This window comes from Actinomycetes bacterium (genome assembly GCA_035489715.1).
In the GTDB taxonomy this organism is placed as follows: Bacteria; Actinomycetota; Actinomycetes; order JACCUZ01; family JACCUZ01; genus DATHAP01.
Genome location: DATHAP010000190.1, coordinates 1 through 17,594, shown reverse-complemented (window position 1 = coordinate 17,594; position 17,594 = coordinate 1). Strand labels below are relative to the sequence as shown.

General features: G+C 73.3%; 18 protein-coding genes. 7 read left to right on the top strand and 11 right to left on the bottom strand.

What is annotated here, in order from left to right:
- From VK640_15320 to VK640_15310, 3 genes are all read left to right on the top strand, one after another.
- A partial coding sequence (locus VK640_15320; protein HTE74548.1) for a hypothetical protein occupies positions 1–325 on the top strand: 325 nt, incomplete at its 5' end.
- Between the two features lie 141 nt (positions 326–466).
- Complete coding sequence (locus VK640_15315; protein ID HTE74547.1) at positions 467–1,411, top strand: fatty acid desaturase; 945 nt, start codon at positions 467–469, stop codon at positions 1,409–1,411.
- Positions 1,411–2,097, top strand: a complete 687-nt coding sequence (locus tag VK640_15310; protein ID HTE74546.1) for a TetR/AcrR family transcriptional regulator — start codon at positions 1,411–1,413, stop codon at positions 2,095–2,097. The genes VK640_15315 and VK640_15310 overlap by 1 nt, the downstream gene beginning before the upstream one ends.
- Positions 2,098–2,180: 83 nt before the next feature.
- Here the strand turns inward: VK640_15310 and VK640_15305 are convergent, their stop codons facing one another.
- The gene (locus VK640_15305; GenBank protein HTE74545.1) at positions 2,181–2,546 is read right to left on the bottom strand and encodes a VOC family protein; all 366 of its coding nucleotides are present in this window, start codon (positions 2,544–2,546) and stop codon (positions 2,181–2,183) included.
- Positions 2,543–3,331, bottom strand: a complete 789-nt coding sequence (locus tag VK640_15300) for a trans-aconitate 2-methyltransferase (GenBank protein HTE74544.1) — start codon at positions 3,329–3,331, stop codon at positions 2,543–2,545. Before VK640_15300 ends, VK640_15305 begins: the two co-directional genes overlap by 4 nt.
- Before the next feature lie 109 nt (positions 3,332–3,440).
- On the opposite strand from VK640_15300, the gene VK640_15295 reads away from it, so the two are divergent.
- Entirely contained in the window at positions 3,441–3,935 is a 495-nt protein-coding gene (locus VK640_15295) for a MarR family transcriptional regulator (protein HTE74543.1), read from the top strand.
- Between the two features lie 16 nt (positions 3,936–3,951).
- On the opposite strand, the gene VK640_15290 is transcribed toward VK640_15295, so the two are convergent.
- The 9 genes from VK640_15290 to rsmI form a co-directional block, all read right to left on the bottom strand.
- Positions 3,952–4,644 (bottom strand): 2-phosphosulfolactate phosphatase, encoded by a 693-nt coding sequence (locus VK640_15290; GenBank protein HTE74542.1) that lies wholly within the window; start codon positions 4,642–4,644, stop codon positions 3,952–3,954.
- A gap of 18 nt (positions 4,645–4,662) precedes the next feature.
- Positions 4,663–6,528 (bottom strand): ABC-F family ATP-binding cassette domain-containing protein, encoded by a 1,866-nt coding sequence (locus VK640_15285; GenBank protein HTE74541.1) that lies wholly within the window; start codon positions 6,526–6,528, stop codon positions 4,663–4,665.
- Between the two features lies 1 nt (position 6,529).
- Positions 6,530–7,444, bottom strand: coding sequence for a 4-(cytidine 5'-diphospho)-2-C-methyl-D-erythritol kinase (locus VK640_15280; GenBank protein ID HTE74540.1), 915 nt, complete (start codon positions 7,442–7,444; stop codon positions 6,530–6,532).
- A 53-nt stretch (positions 7,445–7,497) separates the two neighbouring features.
- Positions 7,498–8,382: a 16S rRNA (adenine(1518)-N(6)/adenine(1519)-N(6))-dimethyltransferase RsmA gene (rsmA, locus tag VK640_15275; GenBank protein HTE74539.1), complete on the bottom strand. Its 885-nt coding sequence runs from the start codon at positions 8,380–8,382 to the stop codon at positions 7,498–7,500.
- Entirely contained in the window at positions 8,383–9,519 is a 1,137-nt protein-coding gene (locus tag VK640_15270) for a ubiquitin-like domain-containing protein (GenBank protein ID HTE74538.1), read from the bottom strand.
- A gap of 116 nt (positions 9,520–9,635) precedes the next feature.
- Positions 9,636–10,475: a TatD family hydrolase gene (locus VK640_15265; protein ID HTE74537.1), complete on the bottom strand. Its 840-nt coding sequence runs from the start codon at positions 10,473–10,475 to the stop codon at positions 9,636–9,638.
- Positions 10,472–12,067 carry a methionine--tRNA ligase gene (metG, locus tag VK640_15260; GenBank protein HTE74536.1) on the bottom strand — a complete coding sequence of 532 codons (1,596 nt, stop codon included), beginning with the start codon at positions 12,065–12,067 and terminating at the stop codon, positions 10,472–10,474. Before metG ends, VK640_15265 begins: the two co-directional genes overlap by 4 nt.
- A gap of 61 nt (positions 12,068–12,128) precedes the next feature.
- A complete protein-coding gene (locus VK640_15255; GenBank protein HTE74535.1) occupies positions 12,129–13,304 on the bottom strand; it encodes an aminotransferase class I/II-fold pyridoxal phosphate-dependent enzyme in 1,176 nt (391 codons plus the stop codon).
- A gap of 9 nt (positions 13,305–13,313) precedes the next feature.
- A complete protein-coding gene (rsmI, locus tag VK640_15250; protein ID HTE74534.1) occupies positions 13,314–14,153 on the bottom strand; it encodes a 16S rRNA (cytidine(1402)-2'-O)-methyltransferase in 840 nt (279 codons plus the stop codon).
- A gap of 39 nt (positions 14,154–14,192) precedes the next feature.
- On the opposite strand from rsmI, the gene VK640_15245 reads away from it, so the two are divergent.
- The 3 genes from VK640_15245 to VK640_15235 are packed head-to-tail and all read left to right on the top strand — an operon-like array spanning position 14,193 to position 17,567.
- Entirely contained in the window at positions 14,193–15,758 is a 1,566-nt protein-coding gene (locus VK640_15245) for a phospholipid carrier-dependent glycosyltransferase (GenBank protein ID HTE74533.1), read from the top strand.
- Positions 15,759–15,774: 16 nt separating this feature from the next.
- Positions 15,775–16,764, top strand: a complete 990-nt coding sequence (locus VK640_15240) for a cation diffusion facilitator family transporter (protein HTE74532.1) — start codon at positions 15,775–15,777, stop codon at positions 16,762–16,764.
- Positions 16,765–16,796: 32 nt separating this feature from the next.
- Positions 16,797–17,567: an alpha/beta hydrolase gene (locus VK640_15235; protein ID HTE74531.1), complete on the top strand. Its 771-nt coding sequence runs from the start codon at positions 16,797–16,799 to the stop codon at positions 17,565–17,567.
- Positions 17,568–17,594 lie beyond the last annotated feature (27 nt).

The following is a 17,594-nucleotide window of genomic DNA, read 5'->3' as shown; positions in this document are numbered from 1 at the left end:
CAGTTGCCCCACCCCGCGCGCGCTGGAATACGCTCTCAAGAGGCCGCCGGATGCGGCCGATGAGGTCCAGGTGAGGCACCGCCGGACCTGGAAGCGCAGAGTGGCATCGCGCGCCAGCTTCGACAGCGGCCATGGCAGGCGTGCCCGATGGGCAGACCTGGACTTCTATGCCGCCGGGCCGGTGCCCTCATCACTCCCGCGCAGGCGGATCGTCCTAGGACGCACGGTGCTCCCGGCGTTCGTGTGGCCACGGCGGTATGCCCTGCGCTGGCAGGTCCTCATGTGGTTCGGCTGCCTCGTCCTGGTCCTGATCGACCACGCATGAGGCACGTCCGGCTCGTCGCACCCGCCACGACTTCGAGGAGCTCCTGATGGGCTCGCCCTTCGAGAAGAGGGCGGAGGTTACGGTCGCGTAGCTTACGGTGGAGTAGCCGGCGTCTTTCCGACTCTCAAGGAGGCCCGCCGCATGACCGCACCCGTGACCGATCGCCCGACGACCGACCTGCCCCGGGGCACCCTGGGCGACGAGCGCAAGGGGGTCGTCGAGCAGGTCGCGCTAGTCTCCTTCATCGCCGTCCCGTTCGTGGCGATCCTGCTCGCGGTGCCGGTGGCGTGGGGCGGCTGGCTGGGCTGGTCGGACGTGCTGTTGTCGTTCGTCTTCTATGCCGTCGCCGGCCACGGCATCACGGTGGGCTTCCACCGCTACCTGACCCACGGCTCGTTCAAGGCCAAGCGGCCGCTGCGGGTCGGGCTGGCCGTCGCGGGCAGCCTGGCGATCGAGGGGCCGGCCATCCGCTGGGTGGCCGACCACCGCAAGCACCACAAGTTCTCCGACAAGGAGGGCGACCCGCACTCGCCGTGGCGCTACGGCGAGTCCGTGCCGGCGCTGATGAAGGGGCTCTGGTACGCCCACATGGGCTGGCTGTTCGACGTCGAGCAGACCCCGGCCCGGCAGTACGCCCCCGACCTGCTGGCCGACAGGGACATCCGCCGGGTCAGCCGCGCCTTCCCCGCACTCGCGCTGGTCTCCCTCGCGCTGCCGGCCGTCCTCGGCGGACTGATGACCTGGTCCTGGCAGGGTGCCCTGACCGCGTTCTTCTGGGCCAGCCTGGTGCGGGTCGGCCTGTTGCACCACGTCACCTGGTCGATCAACTCGATCTGTCACGCGATGGGCGAGCGGCCCTTCGAGAGCCGGGACCGGGCCGGCAACGTCTGGTGGCTGGCCGTCCTGTCCATGGGCGAGTCCTGGCACAACCTGCACCACGCCGACCCGACGTGCGCACGCACCGGCGTGCTGCGCGGCCAGGTCGACTCCGGCGCCCGGGTGATCCAGCTCTTCGAGGCGTGCGGCTGGGCCTACGAAGTCCGGTGGCCGAAGCAGGAGCGCCTCGACGCCCGCCGGGCCGCCTGATGGCGGTCTCGGGGGACGGGAGCACCACGAGGGACGCGCTGCCCCAGCAGGCCAAGGGCCGGCGCGACGGCCGGGCCCGGATGACCGGCAAGGAACGCCGCGAGCAGCTGCTCGACATCGGCCGCTCGCTCTTCGCCCAGAAGGGGTTCGACGCGACCTCGGTCGAGGAGATCGCCCAGAAGGCGGGCGTCTCCAAGCCGGTCGTCTACGAGCACTTCGGCGGCAAGGAGGGGCTGTACGCCGTCGTGGTCGACCGCGAGATGCGCGCCCTGCTCGACTCCATCACCGGGGCGCTGACCAGCCAGGGCCATCCGCGTGAGCTGCTGGAGCGCGCGGCCTTCGCGCTGCTCGACTACGTCGAGTCCTCGACCGACGGCTTCCGGATCCTGGTGCGCGACTCCCCCGTCGCCCAGTCGACCGGCACCTTCGCGTCGCTGATCAGCGACGCCGCGAGCCAGGTCGAGCACATCATGGCCAACCAGTTCAGGGAGCGCGGCTTCGACCCGGAGTTCGCCCCGATGTACGCGCAGATGCTGGTCGGCATGGTGGCGCTGACCGGCCAGTGGTGGGTCGACGCGCGCAGGCCGAAGAAGGCCGACGTCGCGGCCCACCTGGTCAACCTGGCGTGGAACGGGCTGTCCGGCCTCGAGGCCAACCCCCGGCTGCACGACGGCGGCCCTCGCTAGGTCGACTATCGGCAGGTCGACTATCGGCCGGCTGGCGGGCGAGCGGTGCACCTTCTGCGCCGGAGGCCCGCCAGCCGGCGATGTCAGAGCGGCTCGAGCAGCTCCAGCCGGTTGCCGACCGGGTCGGCGACGTAGCACCGGCGGTAGCCCGGGAAGTCGCCGTCCCACACGACCTCGACCCCTGCGGCCTCGAGCCGGGCGGCCAGCGCGTCGACGCCGTCGACGAGCAGCCCGGGGTGGGCCTTGCGGGCCGGCCGGAAGCGCTCCTCGACACCCAGGTGCAGCTCGACGCCCGCCGAGCGGAACCACGCACCGCCACGTGCCGCGAGCACCGGCGGCTTGGGCACCTCGGGCAGGCCCAGCAGGCCGCCGTAGAAGTCGCGCAACGCGTCCTCCGACCCGGCCGGCGCCGCGAGCTGCACGTGGTGCAGCCCGACCACCCTGCTCACCCGGCCACGTCCGAAGCCCGCTGCGCGACGGCGAAGATCCGACGGTACGGGAGCACGGTGCCCCACGGGCGTTCCGGGTAGGCCGGCGCCACCAGGGCGCGGTAGTCGGCCACGAAGTCGTCGCGGTCCCCGGCGTCGAGCGCGCCGAGCACCGGACGCAGCCCGGTGCCGCTGATCCACCGCACGAGGGCGTCCGGTCCCTGCAGGACCTGGAGGTACGTCGTCTCCCATACGTCGGCACGGCAGCCCAGGTCGACCAGCCGGTCCAGGTAGACCGCCGGCTCCTCGGCGGACGGCTGCTCGATCTCCTGGCCCTCGAGCCGCTCACGCCAGCGTGGTGCCGCCCGCAGCTCGGCGATCGCGGTGTGGCTGCGCTCTCCGAAGTTGCCGGGGACCTGCAAGGCCAACCACCCGCCCGGTCGCACGGCAGCCACCAGTCGCTCCAGCAAGTCGAGGTGTCCCGGCACCCACTGCAGCGTGGCGTTGGAGAGCAGGACGTCGACCGGCACGGCCGGGGACCAGTCGCGCAGGTCGCCGACCTGGAAGGTCAGCCGATCGGTCTCCTCGTCGGCGCGTGCCCGCTCGACCATCTCCGGCGACGAGTCGACGCCATCGACCCGGGCGCCCGGCCAGCGCCGGGCCAGCAGCCGGGTCAGGTTGCCGGGACCGCACCCCAGGTCCACCACACGGTGCGGGTCCTCGGCAGGGACCCTGGCCACGAGGTCGACGAACGCCCGGCCGCGCTCGGCGCCGAACTGCAGGTACTCGCCGGGGTCCCACTGCATGCCGCTCACCTCGTGCTCTACCAGATGTCTTGATGTCAAGATATCTTGACGACGTACAATCTCGATGTCAAGACTCTTTGCCAGCGCACAGAGGCGCCGAGGAGGCGACGTGCCGGACGAGGACGAGGTCGACCGCCTGGTCGCGGCGTGGGCGCGTGAGCGCCCCGACCTCGACGTGCGGCCGCTCGAGGTGCTCAGCCGGGTGACCCGGCTCGCGCGGCACCTCGACCGGGCCCGGCGCACGGCCTTCGCGGCGCAGGGGCTGGAGACCTGGGAGTTCGACGTCCTCGCCGCGCTGCGGCGGGAGGGCAAGCCCTACGTGCTCTCCCCCGGCCGGCTGATCACCCAGACGATGGTCACCAGCGGCACGATGACCAACCGGGTGGACCGGCTGGAGAACGCCGGCTTGGTCCAGCGGCTGCCCGACCCGCAGGACCGCCGAGGGGTCCACGTCCGGCTGACCGCGCGCGGCAAGGAGCGCGTCGATGCTGCCCTCGCCGACCTGCTCGACCGCGAGCGCGAGCTGCTCCGCGACCTCAGCAGGACCGACCGGGAGACCCTGTCGACCCTGCTGCGCCGGCTCGTCGTGCGGTTCGACGAGTAGGCAGGGTCAGACAGGGTCAGACCGCGACGAACCGCCCCTCGACCATGACCGGCACGACGTCGCTCGCGTCGACCTGCTCGGCGATCGTGACGTCGTCGGCGTAGCCCTTGTCGATCAGCTCGACACCCGACGGGCACTGGGCGAGCGGTCGCAGCCAGCGGAACGCCGCCGCCGCCGCCTCGGCCTCGGGGCTGAGCTCGACCCCCGGCTCCTCCGCGGTGAGCCGCTCGACGACGGCGCCGGCCCCGACCAGGTCCTCGTAGGCGGGACGCAGGGACCCGTCGCCCCAGCGCTCGCCCGCCGGCACGATGCCGATCCGCTCGACGTCACGCAGGTGCCGAGCCACGGCGTGCGCGTTGCGCAGGCAGCCGGCGACGACCGGCAGCGCGCTGTTGACCGCGGCGAACGCGATCGACGACCCGTTGGGCGACGGCAGCACCAGCCGGGCGTCGTCCGGCAGCTCCCGCAGGCTGGCCGGCGAGAGCGTCACACCGTCGTGCGACGAACGGTTGCCGGCCAGGACGGCGCCGATGTCGCGGGCCAGCTGCCCGGCGCTCTCGCCCCCGGTGTGCGGCCAGACCTTGGCCCCTCGCTCGACCGCCACCGTCAGCGCGGTCGAGAAGCTCAGCACGTCGACCACGACGAGGACGTCGCAGGACTCGGAGAGGACCTTCGCGCCCGCCGGTCCCCACTCCACGGCGACGCGCATGCCGGTCAGCGTACGTGGTCAACGTGGTAGGTCGACCCGTTCCGCGACCTCCAGCCACTGCTCCTCGAGCGCCTCGCGCTCGGCCGTGAGCGCGCGCAGCTCGGTGTCCAGGGCGAGCACCCGCTCGTGGTCGGTCGCCGCGGCCGCCAGGTCGTCGTGCAGCCGCTGCTCCTGGCGCCGCAGCCGGTCCAGGGACCGGTCGAGCCGGGCCAGCTCCTTGCGGTCGGCGCGCAGCCGGGCCGCGTCCCCCGGGCCGCTCGACCCCCCGGAGCCGGACGACGCCGCGGCGGTCCCGGCGGCACCGGCGCCACCGGTGGCACCCGCAGCACCGGCGGCACCGGCCGCCTGCGCCGCCACGACAGCTCGCCGCCGCGCGAGATACTCGTCGACGCCGCCGGGGAGGTCGCGCAGGCGGCCGTCGCCGAGCAGCGCCACCGTGCGGTCGCAGACCCGCTCGAGGAAGTAGCGGTCGTGCGAGACGACGAGCAGCGTGCCGGGCCAGCCGTCGAGCAGGTCCTCCAGGGCGGTCAGGGTGTCGATGTCGAGGTCGTTCGTGGGCTCGTCGAGCAGCAGAACGTTGGGCTCGTCCATCAGCAGGCGCAGCAGCTGCAGCCGGCGGCGCTCGCCCCCGGACAGGTCGGCCACCGGCGTCCATTGCGCCGCGCCGACGAAGCCGAAGCGTTCGCACAGCTGGCTGGCCGTCGCGGTGCGCCCCTTGCCGAGCTCGACGACCTGCTTGACCTGCTCGACCGCCTCGAGCACGCGCAGGGCGGGGTCCAGCTCGGTCACGGCCTGAGAGAGGTAGGCCGGCCGCACGGTCAGGCCGGTGACCACCCGCCCGGCACTCGGCCGCAGCTCGCCGGTGAGCAGCCGCAGCAGAGACGTCTTGCCCGAGCCGTTGACCCCGGCCACCCCGACCCGGTCGCCCGGGCCGAGCTGCCAGGTCAGGTGGTCGAGCAGCGCCCGGCCGCCGACCTCGACGGTCGCGTCCTCCACGTCGTAGACCCGCTTGCCGAGCCGGGACCCCGCGAAGCGCACCAGCTCGACCGGGTCGCGCGCCGGCGGCTCGGTGGCGATCAGGGCGTTGGCCGCGTCGATCCGGAACCGCGGCTTGGAGGTGCGCGCCGGCGGTCCCCGCCGCAGCCAGGCCAGCTCCTTGCGGACCAGGTTGGCGCGCCGGGCGTCCACGGCCGACTGCAGGCGGTCCCGCTCGGCGCGCGCGAGGACGTACGCCGCGTAGCCGCCCTCGTAGGCGTGCACCGCGCCGCCGGTCACCTCCCACGTGCTGGTGCAGACGGCGTCGAGGAACCACCGGTCGTGGGTGACGACGACCACGGCCTCGCGCCGCGCCGACAGGTGCCGGGCCAGCCAGTCGATGCCCTCGACGTCGAGGTGGTTGGTCGGCTCGTCGAGGACGAGCAGGTCGTGCTCCCCCACCAGGGCGCGGGCCAGCGCGACCCGCCTGCGCTCACCGCCCGAGAGCGGCCCGACCGGGCGGTCCAGCACCGCGTCCAGCGCGCTCCGGTCGCCGAAGAGGCCCTCGAGGACGTCGCGGACCCGCGCGTCGGCCGCCCACTCGTGCGCCGGGCCGTGGCCGAGCACCAGCGACCGGACCGTGGCCGAGGCGTCGAGGTCGTCGGCCTGGCCGACCGCGGCGACCCGCAGGCCGCCGGTGTGGGTCACCCGCCCGGTGTCCGGCGGCACGCTGCGGGTCAGCACGCCGAGCAGGGTCGACTTGCCGCCTCCGTTGCGCCCCACGACGCCGACCCGGTCGCCCTCGCCGACCCCGAGGGAGACGGCGTCGAGGAGCACGGTCGTGCCGTACGCCTTGGTGACCGACTCGAGGTTGACCAGGTTGCGACCGCTGCGCGGGGCCGGCGGCACCTCAGCCCTCCCCAACGACCCGAGCGCCCCCCACCGGGCCGTGGCAGCGCTTCACCGCGCGGCAGGTGCCGGTGGCGCTGAGGGCGACCGCGATGTCGATGGCGTGCTCAGGGCTGCGGGCGAGGAAGACGACGGTGGGACCGCTGCCGGACACGACCGCACCGAGCGCCCCGGCCTCCCGGCCGGTGCCCAGCGTCTGGCGCAGTGCCGGCCGCAGCGAGCAGGCCGCCTCCTCGAGGTCGTTGTGCAGCGCGGCCCCGAGCGCGTCGGCGTCGCCGGCACGCAGCGCCGCCATCAGGTCAGGCCCCACCCGGGGCTCCGGCACCTCGCGCATCTCGCGCAGCCGGTCGCACTCGGCGTAGACCTCGGGCGTGGACAGGCCGCCGTCGGCGAGCGCGGCCACCCACTGGAAGCGCCCGCGGGCCAGCACCGGGGCCAGCACCTCACCGCGGCCGGTGCCGACGGCGGTGCCGCCGGTCAGCGCGAACGGCACGTCGCTCCCGACCTGCGCCCCCAGCGCCGACAGCTCGCCGCGGGAGAGACCGGTGCTCCACAGCGCGTCGCAGGCGACCAGCGCGGCGGCGGCGTCGGCGCTGCCGCCGGCCATGCCGCCGGCGACCGGGATGCCCTTGGTGATGTGCAGGGCCACGTCCGGGCTGCGGCCGACGTGGCGGGCCAGCGCCATCGCGGCTGCGGCCGCCAGGTTGGACGGGTCCTGCGGCACGTCCTCGACCGGGACCCCGGTCCCGGCGCTGACGCTCACCGCCAGGCCGTCGGAGTCGCTGGCGATCACCTCGTCGTGCAGGGACACGGCGTGGTAGGCGGTGGCGACGTCGTGGTAGCCGTCGCGGCGCAGCGGGCCCACCGAGAGGTGGAGGTTGATCTTCGCCGGCGCACGCACGACCACCGACGACATGACGCCACCCTAGGCACCGGTCGACCGCCGACGTGCGCCGCCGAGCCGCATGATCACCGGGACCGGGTCGGGCGGTGCGCCGCCAGCCGGGCGAACGCCGTCACGTCGAGCGCCTCGCCGCGCGCCCGCGGGTCGATGCCGGCGGCGCGCAGCGCCTGCTCCGCGGCGTCCGGCGAGCCGGCCCAGCCGGCCAGGGCGGCCCGCAGGGTCTTGCGGCGCTGCGCGAAGGCCGCGTCGACGACGGCGAAGACCTCGTCGCGGGTCGCCGTCGTCGCCGGAGGCTCGCGGCGCGACATCGCGACCAGCCCGCTGTCGACGTTGGGCGCCGGCCAGAAGACGTTGCGGCCGACGGCACCGGCGCGACGTACGTCGGCGTACCACGCCGCCTTCACCGATGGCACGCCGTAGACCTTGGACCCGGGTGGTGCCGCGAGCCGGTCCGCCACCTCCGCCTGCACCATGACGAGGACCCGCCGCACGCTCGGGAAGGTCGCCAGCAGGTGGAGCAGCACCGGCACCGCGACGTTGTAGGGCAGGTTGGCGACCAGCGCGGTCGGCAGAGGGCCGTCGAGGTGGGTGAGCCGCAGGGCGTCGGCGGTGACGACCGTGAGTCGCGGCGCGTACGTCGCCGCACGGCTCGCGACGGTCGCGTCCAGCTCGCCGGCGAGGACAGGGTCGATCTCGACCGCCACCACCGAGGAGGACTGGGCGAGGAGGCCGAGAGTCAGCGACCCGAGGCCCGGACCGACCTCGAGCACGACGTCGTCCGGGCCGACAGCAGCCGTGCGCACGATGCGGCGCACCGTGTTGGGGTCGATGACGAAGTTCTGGCCCAACGTCTTGGTCGGCCGGGTGCCGAGGCGGCCGGCGATCTCGCGGACCTCGGCCGGCCCGAGCAGCGCGGCCGCAGCGCCAGCCCGCGCGGCGGGGTCCGTCACCTACGTGAAGAGGTTGCTGCCGCAGACCGGCCACTGCCCGGCACCGCTGCGGTTGTAGAGGATCTGCGCGCGATAGGTCTGCTCGGCGGCGCTGTTCTCCGTGGGCAGCCCGCTGCCGCCGACGGACTGCCAGGTGGACAGCGCGAACTGGTAGAGGCCGTAGTAGGGCCCGGCGCTGTTGACCGCCTGGGGGTTGCCGCCCGACTCGCACTCGGCGAGGGCCGCCCAGTTCAGGCCGTCGGCGGTCGGTTGGTTCTGCGGCAGCTGCTTGGTGCCGACGAGCAGCACCTGGGTGACCGGCTTCTTGGCGACCCGCTCGTCGACGAGCCGACGTGAGTCGAGCTCGCCGTCCAGGTAGGTCTCGACGTAGCGGCGCACCCGGATGCCGACCTTGCCGGCCGTCACGACCTTGCTCTGTCCCTGGTAGAGCTCCGCGCTCTTGCGCTTGACGGTCCGGAACAGGATCGGCCGCTGCTCCACCACCCGCTTGCCGTCGACCCGGGTGACGCCGACGACCTGCTCGGCGTAAGGGACGGCAGTGAGGTCGGTGCTCACCCGGTCCTGCTCCCGCAGCTCGACCCCTGCCTCGGACATCGCGCTGCGCAGCGTCGGCGCGGTGGTGGTGACCTCGTGCCGGTCGCCGTCGGCGAGGAAGGTGACGTGGTGCGGCAGGCGGACGTCGAGCGACATGCCGCCGCGGCCGATGCTCCGGCTGCGGGAGGCGGAGACGTAGGCGCCCTCGGCGCGCACGCCGAGCATCACCAGGGCCTCGGAGACGCTGCGCGCCGTGGTCCAGGCGGTGCGCGTCTGGCCGTCGACGGTCAGCAGCACCGGCCGGCCGTAGCGGACCACCACCTGCTCGCCGTCGTCGAGGTGCTCGCCCGGCGCCGGCGTGACCAGGTCGTGCTCGAGGTCGACCGGCAGGTCTCGCGACTCGAGGAGGTCACCGACCGTGCCGGCGAACGTCCGCACCTTCGTCGCCTGCCCGTCGACGGACAGCGTGACGGTCTTGTCGCGGGCCACGAAGGCGGTCGTGCCGGCCACCAGACCGAGCACGACGACCGCCTGCAGCACGAGTGCGGGCAGGCTGCGCAGGACGGACCGGCTCGGTCCGCGCGCGTGCCGCCCGGTGCTCATAAGCCGACGACGCTAGCAGCGGCCCCCTCGGAGCCTGAAACCGATCTTGGTGGCCGGACCGGTGGGTTTCCGGGGCGATTTGTCCGGCCTGACCCCTGGAAGTCACCGGTCGGTGGTCACCAGGGGCCGAAGGCGTCGTCGGTGTTGGCGGCCAGGGCGGTGCAGAGGGCCTCCAGGTCGGCGCCCAGCACCTCGGCCATCGCCCGCACGGTGTGCGGGACGAGGTAGGACGCGTTGGGCCGGCCGCGGTAGGGCGTCGGCGTCAGGTAGGGCGCATCGGTCTCGACCAGCAGCCGGTCCAGCGGGGTCACGGCCAGCGCCTCGCGCAGGGCGCCCGCGTTCTTGAACGTCACCGGCCCGGCGAAGGACAGCCACCAGCCCTGCTGCGCGCAGTGCTCGGCCATCGCGGCATCGCCCGAGAAGCAGTGGAAGACGACACGCTCGGGCGGTCCGGCGTCGTGCAGCACCCGCAGAACGTCGGCGTGGGCGTCGCGGTCGTGGATGACGAGCGCCTTGTCGTGCCGCTTCGCCATCTCGACGTGCGCCAGGAAGGACTCCTCCTGCACGTCGCGCCCGTCCGGCCCGGTCCGGCAGTGGTCGAGCCCGGTCTCCCCCACCGCGCGAACGTCGCTGCTGGCCGCCAGGGCGTCGATCTCGGCCAAGGCGCGGTCGAGCTCCCCGGCCGCGGCCAGCAGCGGGGCCTCGTTGGGGTGCAGCGCGACGCCGGCGACGACCGCGTTGTGCTGCCCGGCGGTCTCGACCGCCCAGCGCGCTCCAGGCAGGTCGCAGCCGATCTGCACGATGCGCGGCACCCCGACCGCGGTCGCCATCGCCAGCGCGGTCTCGACCGACAGCCCGTCGTCCGGCGGGTCGGCGATGTCGAGGTGGCAGTGGCTGTCGGTGACCGGCACCGGCAGCGGCTCGGGGGCCGGCGGCCTTTCGCGGACACCACTCACCCGGTCGGGGTCTCCTCGATGCGCGGGAAGAGCGGCTCCGACTTGGTCACTGTCGCTCCCCCGGGCAGCTGGCCCCACGTACCCGCGTCCTGGACGCGCGCGCCGCTGATCGGCCCGAGCGCCGCCTCGGCGCCCAGCGACGACCACAGGGTGCGGCACGCCTTGGGCATCACCGGGTTGAGCAGCACGGCCACGACGCGCAGCGCCTCAGCCGTGGAGTAGAGGATCCGGTCGAGGTCGGCGGCGCGCGACTCGTCCTTGGCGACCTGCCACGGGGCGTTGTCGGTGACGTAGTTGTTGACGACCCGGACGTAGTCCATCGCGGCGAGGATCGCGCCCTGGAGGTCGATCCGGTCGATGGCCTCCTCGGCCGTGGCGACGGCGGTGGCGGCTGCCTCGGCCAGCACCGGCTCGTCGGCCTTCTCGGGCAGCCGGCCGTCGCGGTAGCGGCCCACCATCGAGGTGAGCCGGGACGCCAGGTTGCCCAGCTGGTCGGCGAGCTCGGCCTTGTAGCGCGCCGACATGTCCTCCCAGGAGAACGACCCGTCCTGGCCGAAGGGGATCGCCCGCAGGAAGTAATAGCGGAACGCGTCGGAGCCGAAGACGTCGGTGATCTGCCGCGGCGGGATGCCGGTCAGCTTGGTCTTGCTCATCTTCTCGCCGCCGACCAGCAGCCAGCCGTTGGCGAAGACCTTGCGGGGCGGCTCGAGGCCGGCGGCCATCAGCATCGCCGGCCAGATGACGGCGTGGAAGCGCAGGATGTCCTTGCCGACGAGGTGCACGTCGGCCGGCCAGAGGCGGGCGAAGCGCTCCGGGTCGGTGCCGTAGCCCGCGGCGGTCGCGTAGTTGAGCAGCGCGTCGATCCACACGTAGAGCACGTGCGCGTCGTCCCAGGGCACCGGGATGCCCCAGTTGAACGTGCTGCGGGTGATCGACAGGTCCTGCAGTCCGCTGCGCACGAAGGACAGCACCTCGTTGCGCGCCGACTCTGGCTGGACGAACGTCGGGTTGGCCTCGTAGAAGGCGAGCAGCTTGTCGCCGAAGTCGGACAGCCGGAAGAAGTAGTTCTTCTCGCTGAGCATCTCGACCGGGCGGCCGTGGATCGGGCAGAGCTTTTGGCCGGCGTGGTCGCCCTCGCCGTCGAGGAGCTCGCCCGGCAGCTTGAACTCCTCGCAGGCCACGCAGTAGGGCCCCTCGTAGGAGCCCTCGTAGACCTGCCCGGCGTCGTGCAGCGTCTGCCAGAAGTCGCGGACCCTCTCGGTGTGACGCTGCTCGGTGGTCCGGATGAAGTCGTCGTTGGCGACGTCGATCGTCTCGAGGACCGGCTTCCACTCGCCCTCGACCAGCCGGTCGGTCCACTCCTGCGGGGTGACGCCGCCCGCGTCGGCCGCCTGGAGCACCTTCTGCCCGTGCTCGTCGGTGCCGGTGAGGTACCAGACGTCCTCGCCGCGCTGCCGGTGCCAGCGGGTCAGCACGTCGCCGGCGACCGTCGTGTAGGCGTGGCCGATGTGCGGGGCGTCGTTGACGTAGTAGATCGGCGTCGTGACGTAGTACGCCTTGTCGGGGCGCGGCGCAGGGGGACCGTCGGGCATGTCCCCAGCCTAGGGGCGGGGCGCCAGCCGGTTTCCCGCCCTGCTGCCCGACGGCGACGCCTCAGCCGAGCTTGGGCAGCCCGCGCTTGAGCTGCCGGACGGCCTGGACGATCCGCTGCTCGTTCTCGATGAGGGCGAATCGCACGAAGCCGTCGCCGCCCGGGCCGAATCCGATGCCCGGCGACACGGCCACGTCGCAGTCGTTGACGATCAGCTTGGCGAACTCGATCGAGCCCAGCTCGCGGTAGGGCTCCGGGATCGGCGCCCACACGAACATCGTCCCCCTGGGTCGCTCGACCTCCCACCCGATCCGGGCCAGCCCGTCGACCAGCGCGTTGCGCCGCGACTCGTAGACCGCGTTGACCTCGGCCGGGTGGTCCGGCGCCTCGTTCATCGTGACGGTGGCCGCGATCTGGATCGGCTGGAAGGTGCCGTAGTCGAGGTACGACTTCAGCTTGGTCAACGCGGCGACCACCTCGGCGTTGCCGAGGAGGAAGGCCACCCGCCAGCCGGCCATCGAGAACGACTTGGTCATCGAGTAGAGCTCGACCGCGCAGTCCTTCGCGCCCTCGCACTGCAGGATGGACGGCGGCAGGTAGCCGTCGAAGGCCACGTCGGCGTAGGCGAAGTCGTGGACCAGCACCACGTCGCGCTGGCGGGCCCAGTCGACGAGGCGCTGCAGGTCGGCCGGCTCGACGGTCGCCGTCGTCGGGTTGTGCGGGAAGGACAGGACGACGACCCTGGGCTTGGGCCAGCCGAGGTCCCACGCCTGCATCACGTTGGACACGTAGTCCTCGCCGGTGCCGACCGGCACCTGCCGTGCGTCGGCACCGGCGAAGTAGGGGCCCCAGATGTGGATGGGGTAGCTCGGCGACGGCACGAGGGCGGCGTCACCGGGCTGCAGCAGCACCCACATCAGGTGGCTGAAGCCCTCCTTGGCGCCGATCGTCGAGAGCACCTCGGTCTCGGGGTCGAGGGTGACGCCGAACTTGCGCGCGTAGAGCGCCGCGACGGCCTGGCGCAGCTTGGGGATGCCGCGGCTGGCCGAGTAGCGGTGGTTGCGCGTGTTGCGCGCGGCCTCGGCCAGCTTCTCGACCGCGATCTCCGGGGAGGGCAGGTCGGGGTTGCCGAAGCCGAGGTCGATGACGTCACGACCGCCCCGCCGAGCCTCCTGCTTGAGCCCGTCGATGATCGTGAAGACGTACGGCGGCAGGCCCGGGATCCGGCGGAACTCCATCTCCCCAGGCTAGTCACGCGCCGCGAGCACCGCGTCGTACAACGCGCGCCGTGAGACGCCGTGCGCGGCCGCCACGGTCCCGGTGGCGTCCTTGAGGCGTACGCCGCGCCCGGTCACCAGGGCCTCGACCTCGGCCACCAGGTCGGCCGGGCTGGCTGCCTCGCCGGCCGCGGCACCGGCGACGACCACCGTGACCTCGCCGCGCACCCCCTCGGCCGCCCAGCCGGCCAGCTCGCGCAGGCCGGCGCGACGTACCTCCTCGTAAGTCTTGGTCAGCTCGCGACAGACGGCGGCCGGGCGGTCGTCGCCCAGCACGTCGGCCATCGCCGCGAGGGCCGGCGCCAGCCGGTGGGGCGCCTCGAAGAAGACCATCGTGCGCGGCTCGGCCGCCAGCTCGGCCAGCCGACGCGCCCGCTCGCCGGCCTTGCGCGGCAGGAAGCCCTCGAAGCAGAAGCGGTCCACCGGCAGCCCCGACACCGCAAGGGCCGTGAGCACCGCAGACGGGCCAGGCACCGCGGTCACCGGCACGCCGGCCGCCACGGCGGCGGCCACCAGCCGGTAGCCCGGGTCGCTCACCGACGGCATGCCGGCGTCGGTGACCACGAGGACCCTGGACCCGGCCAGCATCGCCTCGACCAGCTCGGGCGTGCGGCTCGACTCGTTGGCGTCGTAGTAGGAGACGACCCGCCCGGCCGGCTCGACGCCGAGCTCGCGGGCCAGGCGGCGCAGCCGGCGGGTGTCCTCCGCCGCGACGACGTCGGCCGACGTGAGCTCGCGGGCCAGCCGTGGCGAGGCGTCGGACGGGTCGCCGATCGGCGTCCCCGCCAGCACCAGCACGCCGACCGTCACCCGCCCATCATGTCCGTTCCGTAGGCTGGGCCGGTGCTCATGCCGGCGACCGACCGCGCCCGGGTGCGGGAGCGGCTCGCGGCGCCGATGCCCGCCGACCGCCTCTGGGGCTGGGTAGGCCCGCTGCTGGTCACGGCGTTCGCCGGGCTGCTGCGCTTCTCGGACCTGGGCCGGCCCAAGGCCTTCGTCTTCGACGAGACCTACTACGCCAAGGACGCCTGGTCGCTGCTGCACTTCGGCGTCGAGCAGGACTACATCAAGGCCAAGGTGAAGGACGGGCCCGACCCGGCCAACGCGAAGATCCTCGCCGGCAACCTGGACGGGCTCTGGACCGGCGACCCGTCCTACGTGGTGCATCCGCCGGGCGGCAAGTGGATGATCGCGCTCGGCGAGCAGCTGTTCGGCATGACGCCGTTCGGCTGGCGGTTCGTCGTCGCGCTGACCGGCACGCTGGCCGTTCTCGTCGTCGCGCGGACCGGGCGCCGCCTGTTCCGCTCGACGCTGCTCGGCTGCACCGCCGGGCTCCTGCTGACCCTCGACGGCATGGCGTTCGTGCACAGCCGCACCGCGCTGCTCGACCCGCTGGTGATGTTCTGGGGGCTGGTCGCCTTCGCCGCGCTTGTCATCGACCGGGACCGGACCCGCGAGCGCCTGGCCGACCAGCTCGAAGCGGTGTCGGCCGGCCGCTTCGGGCCGGCTCTCGGCTGGCGGCCGTGGCGGCTGCTCGCCGGTCTGGCCCTCGGCATGGCCTGCGCCACCAAGTGGAGCGGAATCTACTTCGTCGCGGTGTTCGGCCTGATGACCCTGCTCTGGGACATGGGTGCCCGGCGCACCGCCGGCGTCCGCCGGCCCTGGCTGGGCGCCCTGGTGCGCGACGCCGGCCCGGCCTTCGTGTCGCTGGCCGTCGTCGCGCTGGCCGTCTACCTCGCGTCGTGGACCGGCTGGTTCCTGGCCGACGAGGACGCGGCCTTCTACCGCGGCTGGGCCAACGACAACCCCGGGCCGCCGCTGGTGCCCGACGCCCTGTACAGCCTCTGGCACTACCACCACGAGGCGTGGAACTTCCACACCGGTCTCGAGAGCTACCACCCCTACCGGTCCAACCCGTGGGGCTGGCTGGTGCTGGCCCGTCCGGTCTCCTACTTCTACAAGGGGTTCTCCGACGGGCAGAGCGGGTGCACGGTCGACCAGTGCTCCCAGGCGGTCAGCGCACTGGGCACCCCCGCCATCTGGTGGGCTGCCTGCCTGGCGCTGCCGGTGCTGGTCTACCTGTGGGCCGGGCGCCGCGACTGGCGCGCGGGGGCGATCCTCGCCGGCGGCGCAGCCGGCTACCTGCCGTGGTTCCTCTACCAGGAGCGCACGATCTTCTCGTTCTACGCCGTCGCCTTCGTGCCCTACCTGTGCCTCGCGATCACCCTCTGCCTCGGCCTGGTCCTCGGGCCGAGGACCGCCACACCCACCAGGCGCCAGTGGGGCGCGGCGGTCGCCGGTGCCTACCTGCTTCTCGTAGTCGCCAACTTCGCATACCTGCTGCCGGTGATCAGCGCCCAGGTCGTGCCGTACGCCGACTGGTACTCGCGCATGTGGTGGAAGTCCTGGATCTAGGGGAACGACTGCTCCCGTGGCATCGGAGAGCAAGCGCACGGTTCTGGTCGCCTTCGCGGCCAACCTGGCGATCGCGGTGGCCAAGCTGGCCGCCGGGCTGGTCAGCGGCTCGAGCTCGATGCTCGCCGAGGCGGCGCACTCGTTCGCAGACACCCTCAACCAGGTCTTCCTGCTGACCAGCCTGAGGGTCGCGGCACGGCCGGCCGACCGGGAACACCCGTTCGGCTACGGCAAGGCCCAGTTCTTCTGGTCCCTCCTCGCGGCGGTGGGCATCTTCGTCGCGGGAGCGGTCTTCTCGATCTACGAAGGGGTGCACACCCTGCTCTCCGGCGGCACGGAGTCAGGCGGCGTCCTCCTGCCGTACGCCGTCCTCGCGGTCGCCTTCGTGGCCGAGGGGGTCAGCTGGCTGCGGGCCCTGCGCCAGATGCGCGGCGAGGCGTCCGCCCAGGACCGGTCCCTGCGGCAGCACGTGCGAACCAGCAAGGACCCGACGGTCAAGACGGTGCTGGCGGAGGACAGCGCCGCCCTCGTCGGCATCCTGCTGGCGGCCGTCGGCGTCGGACTGCACCACGTCACCGGGGACGCCAGGTGGGACGGCTACGCGGCGATAGCGATCGGGGTGCTGCTCGCGTTCGTCGCCTTCGTGCTCGGCCGGGACAACTCCGACCTGCTGATCGGCGAGACGGCCGAGCCGGCGCTCGTGGTCGACGTCTACGACCGGCTGTATGCGACGGACGAGGTCACCGGAGTCGTCGAGCTGCTGACGATGCATCTCGGCCCCGAGCAGGTCCTGCTCGCCGTCCGCGTCGACCTGGCCGACGCCCTCACCGCCGGACAGGTGGAGCACTTCGCGGAGTCGGTCGACCGTGAGCTGCGCGAGGCCCACCCGGAGATCACCCAGGTGTTCCTCGACCCCACGCGGCCGGACCCGGACCTGACGCGCCGGACAGCGGTGCACGTCGACCGGCTCCGCTCCGGGGTCCCGGCCGAGGCCGAACTCGCTTGACGCCCGGTCACCCGAAGGCATGAGGTGACCCGGTGCTGCACCACACCGTGACCGGCTCCGGGCCGGCCGTCGTCCTCATCCACGCCGGCGTCGCCGACGGCCGGATGTGGGACGCCACCCGCGACGGGCTCTCCGACGCGTGGACCGTCGTGGTCCCCGACCTTCGCGGCTTCGGCGACTCTCCGGTGCCGCCCGCCGACGCGGCGCCGTGGAGCAACTCGGGCGACGTCCTGGACCTGCTGGACCACCTCGGCATCGCCGAGGCCGCGGTCGTCGGCGCGTCGTACGGCGGGCGGGTGGCCATCGAGGTCGCGGCCACCGCCACCGACCGGGTGACCCGGCTGGTGCTGCTCGCACCGTCCGTCGCCGGGATGGAGCCGAGCGAGGCGCGGCGCGCCTTCGGCGACGAGGAGGACGCGCTGCTGGAGGCCGGCGACGTCGAGGGCGCCACCGAGCTCAACATCCGCACCTGGCTCGGGCCGGAGGCCGACGACACGGCCCGCGCGCTCGTGCACGACATGCAGAAGCGGGCCTTCGAGGTCCAGCTCGCCGCCGACCCGGACGCCGAGCCGCAGCCCGTCGACGCCGACCCGTCGCGGATCAGCGCTCCGACCACGATCGTGGTCGGAGCTCACGACCTCCCCGACTTCGCGCCCACGGCCAGGTGGCTGCGTGAGGCGGTACCGACCGCCGAGCTGGTGGAGCTGGACTGGGCCGGGCACCTGCCGACGCTCGAGCGGCCCGCCGACACGGTCGCACTCGTTCGGGGAGCACTGGGCTCGTGGCCGACGCTCAGCCCTTGAGCCCGGAGCGCGACACCCCCTCGATGA

Coding starts and splice junctions, on each gene's coding strand:
- VK640_15315 (HTE74547.1), top strand. CDS start 467: ATGACCGCACCCGTGACCGATCGCCCGACGACCGACCTGCCCCGGGGC.
- VK640_15310 (HTE74546.1), top strand. CDS start 1,411: ATGGCGGTCTCGGGGGACGGGAGCACCACGAGGGACGCGCTGCCCCAG.
- VK640_15300 (HTE74544.1), bottom strand. CDS start 3,331: ATGCAGTGGGACCCCGGCGAGTACCTGCAGTTCGGCGCCGAGCGCGGC.
- VK640_15290 (HTE74542.1), bottom strand. CDS start 4,644: ATGCGCGTCGCCGTGGAGTGGGGACCGGCGGGCGCGAAGGTCCTCTCC.
- VK640_15280 (HTE74540.1), bottom strand. CDS start 7,444: ATGTCGTCGGTGGTCGTGCGTGCGCCGGCGAAGATCAACCTCCACCTC.
- VK640_15270 (HTE74538.1), bottom strand. CDS start 9,519: ATGAGCACCGGGCGGCACGCGCGCGGACCGAGCCGGTCCGTCCTGCGC.
- metG (HTE74536.1), bottom strand. CDS start 12,067: ATGCCCGACGGTCCCCCTGCGCCGCGCCCCGACAAGGCGTACTACGTC.
- VK640_15255 (HTE74535.1), bottom strand. CDS start 13,304: ATGGAGTTCCGCCGGATCCCGGGCCTGCCGCCGTACGTCTTCACGATC.
- VK640_15245 (HTE74533.1), top strand. CDS start 14,193: ATGCCGGCGACCGACCGCGCCCGGGTGCGGGAGCGGCTCGCGGCGCCG.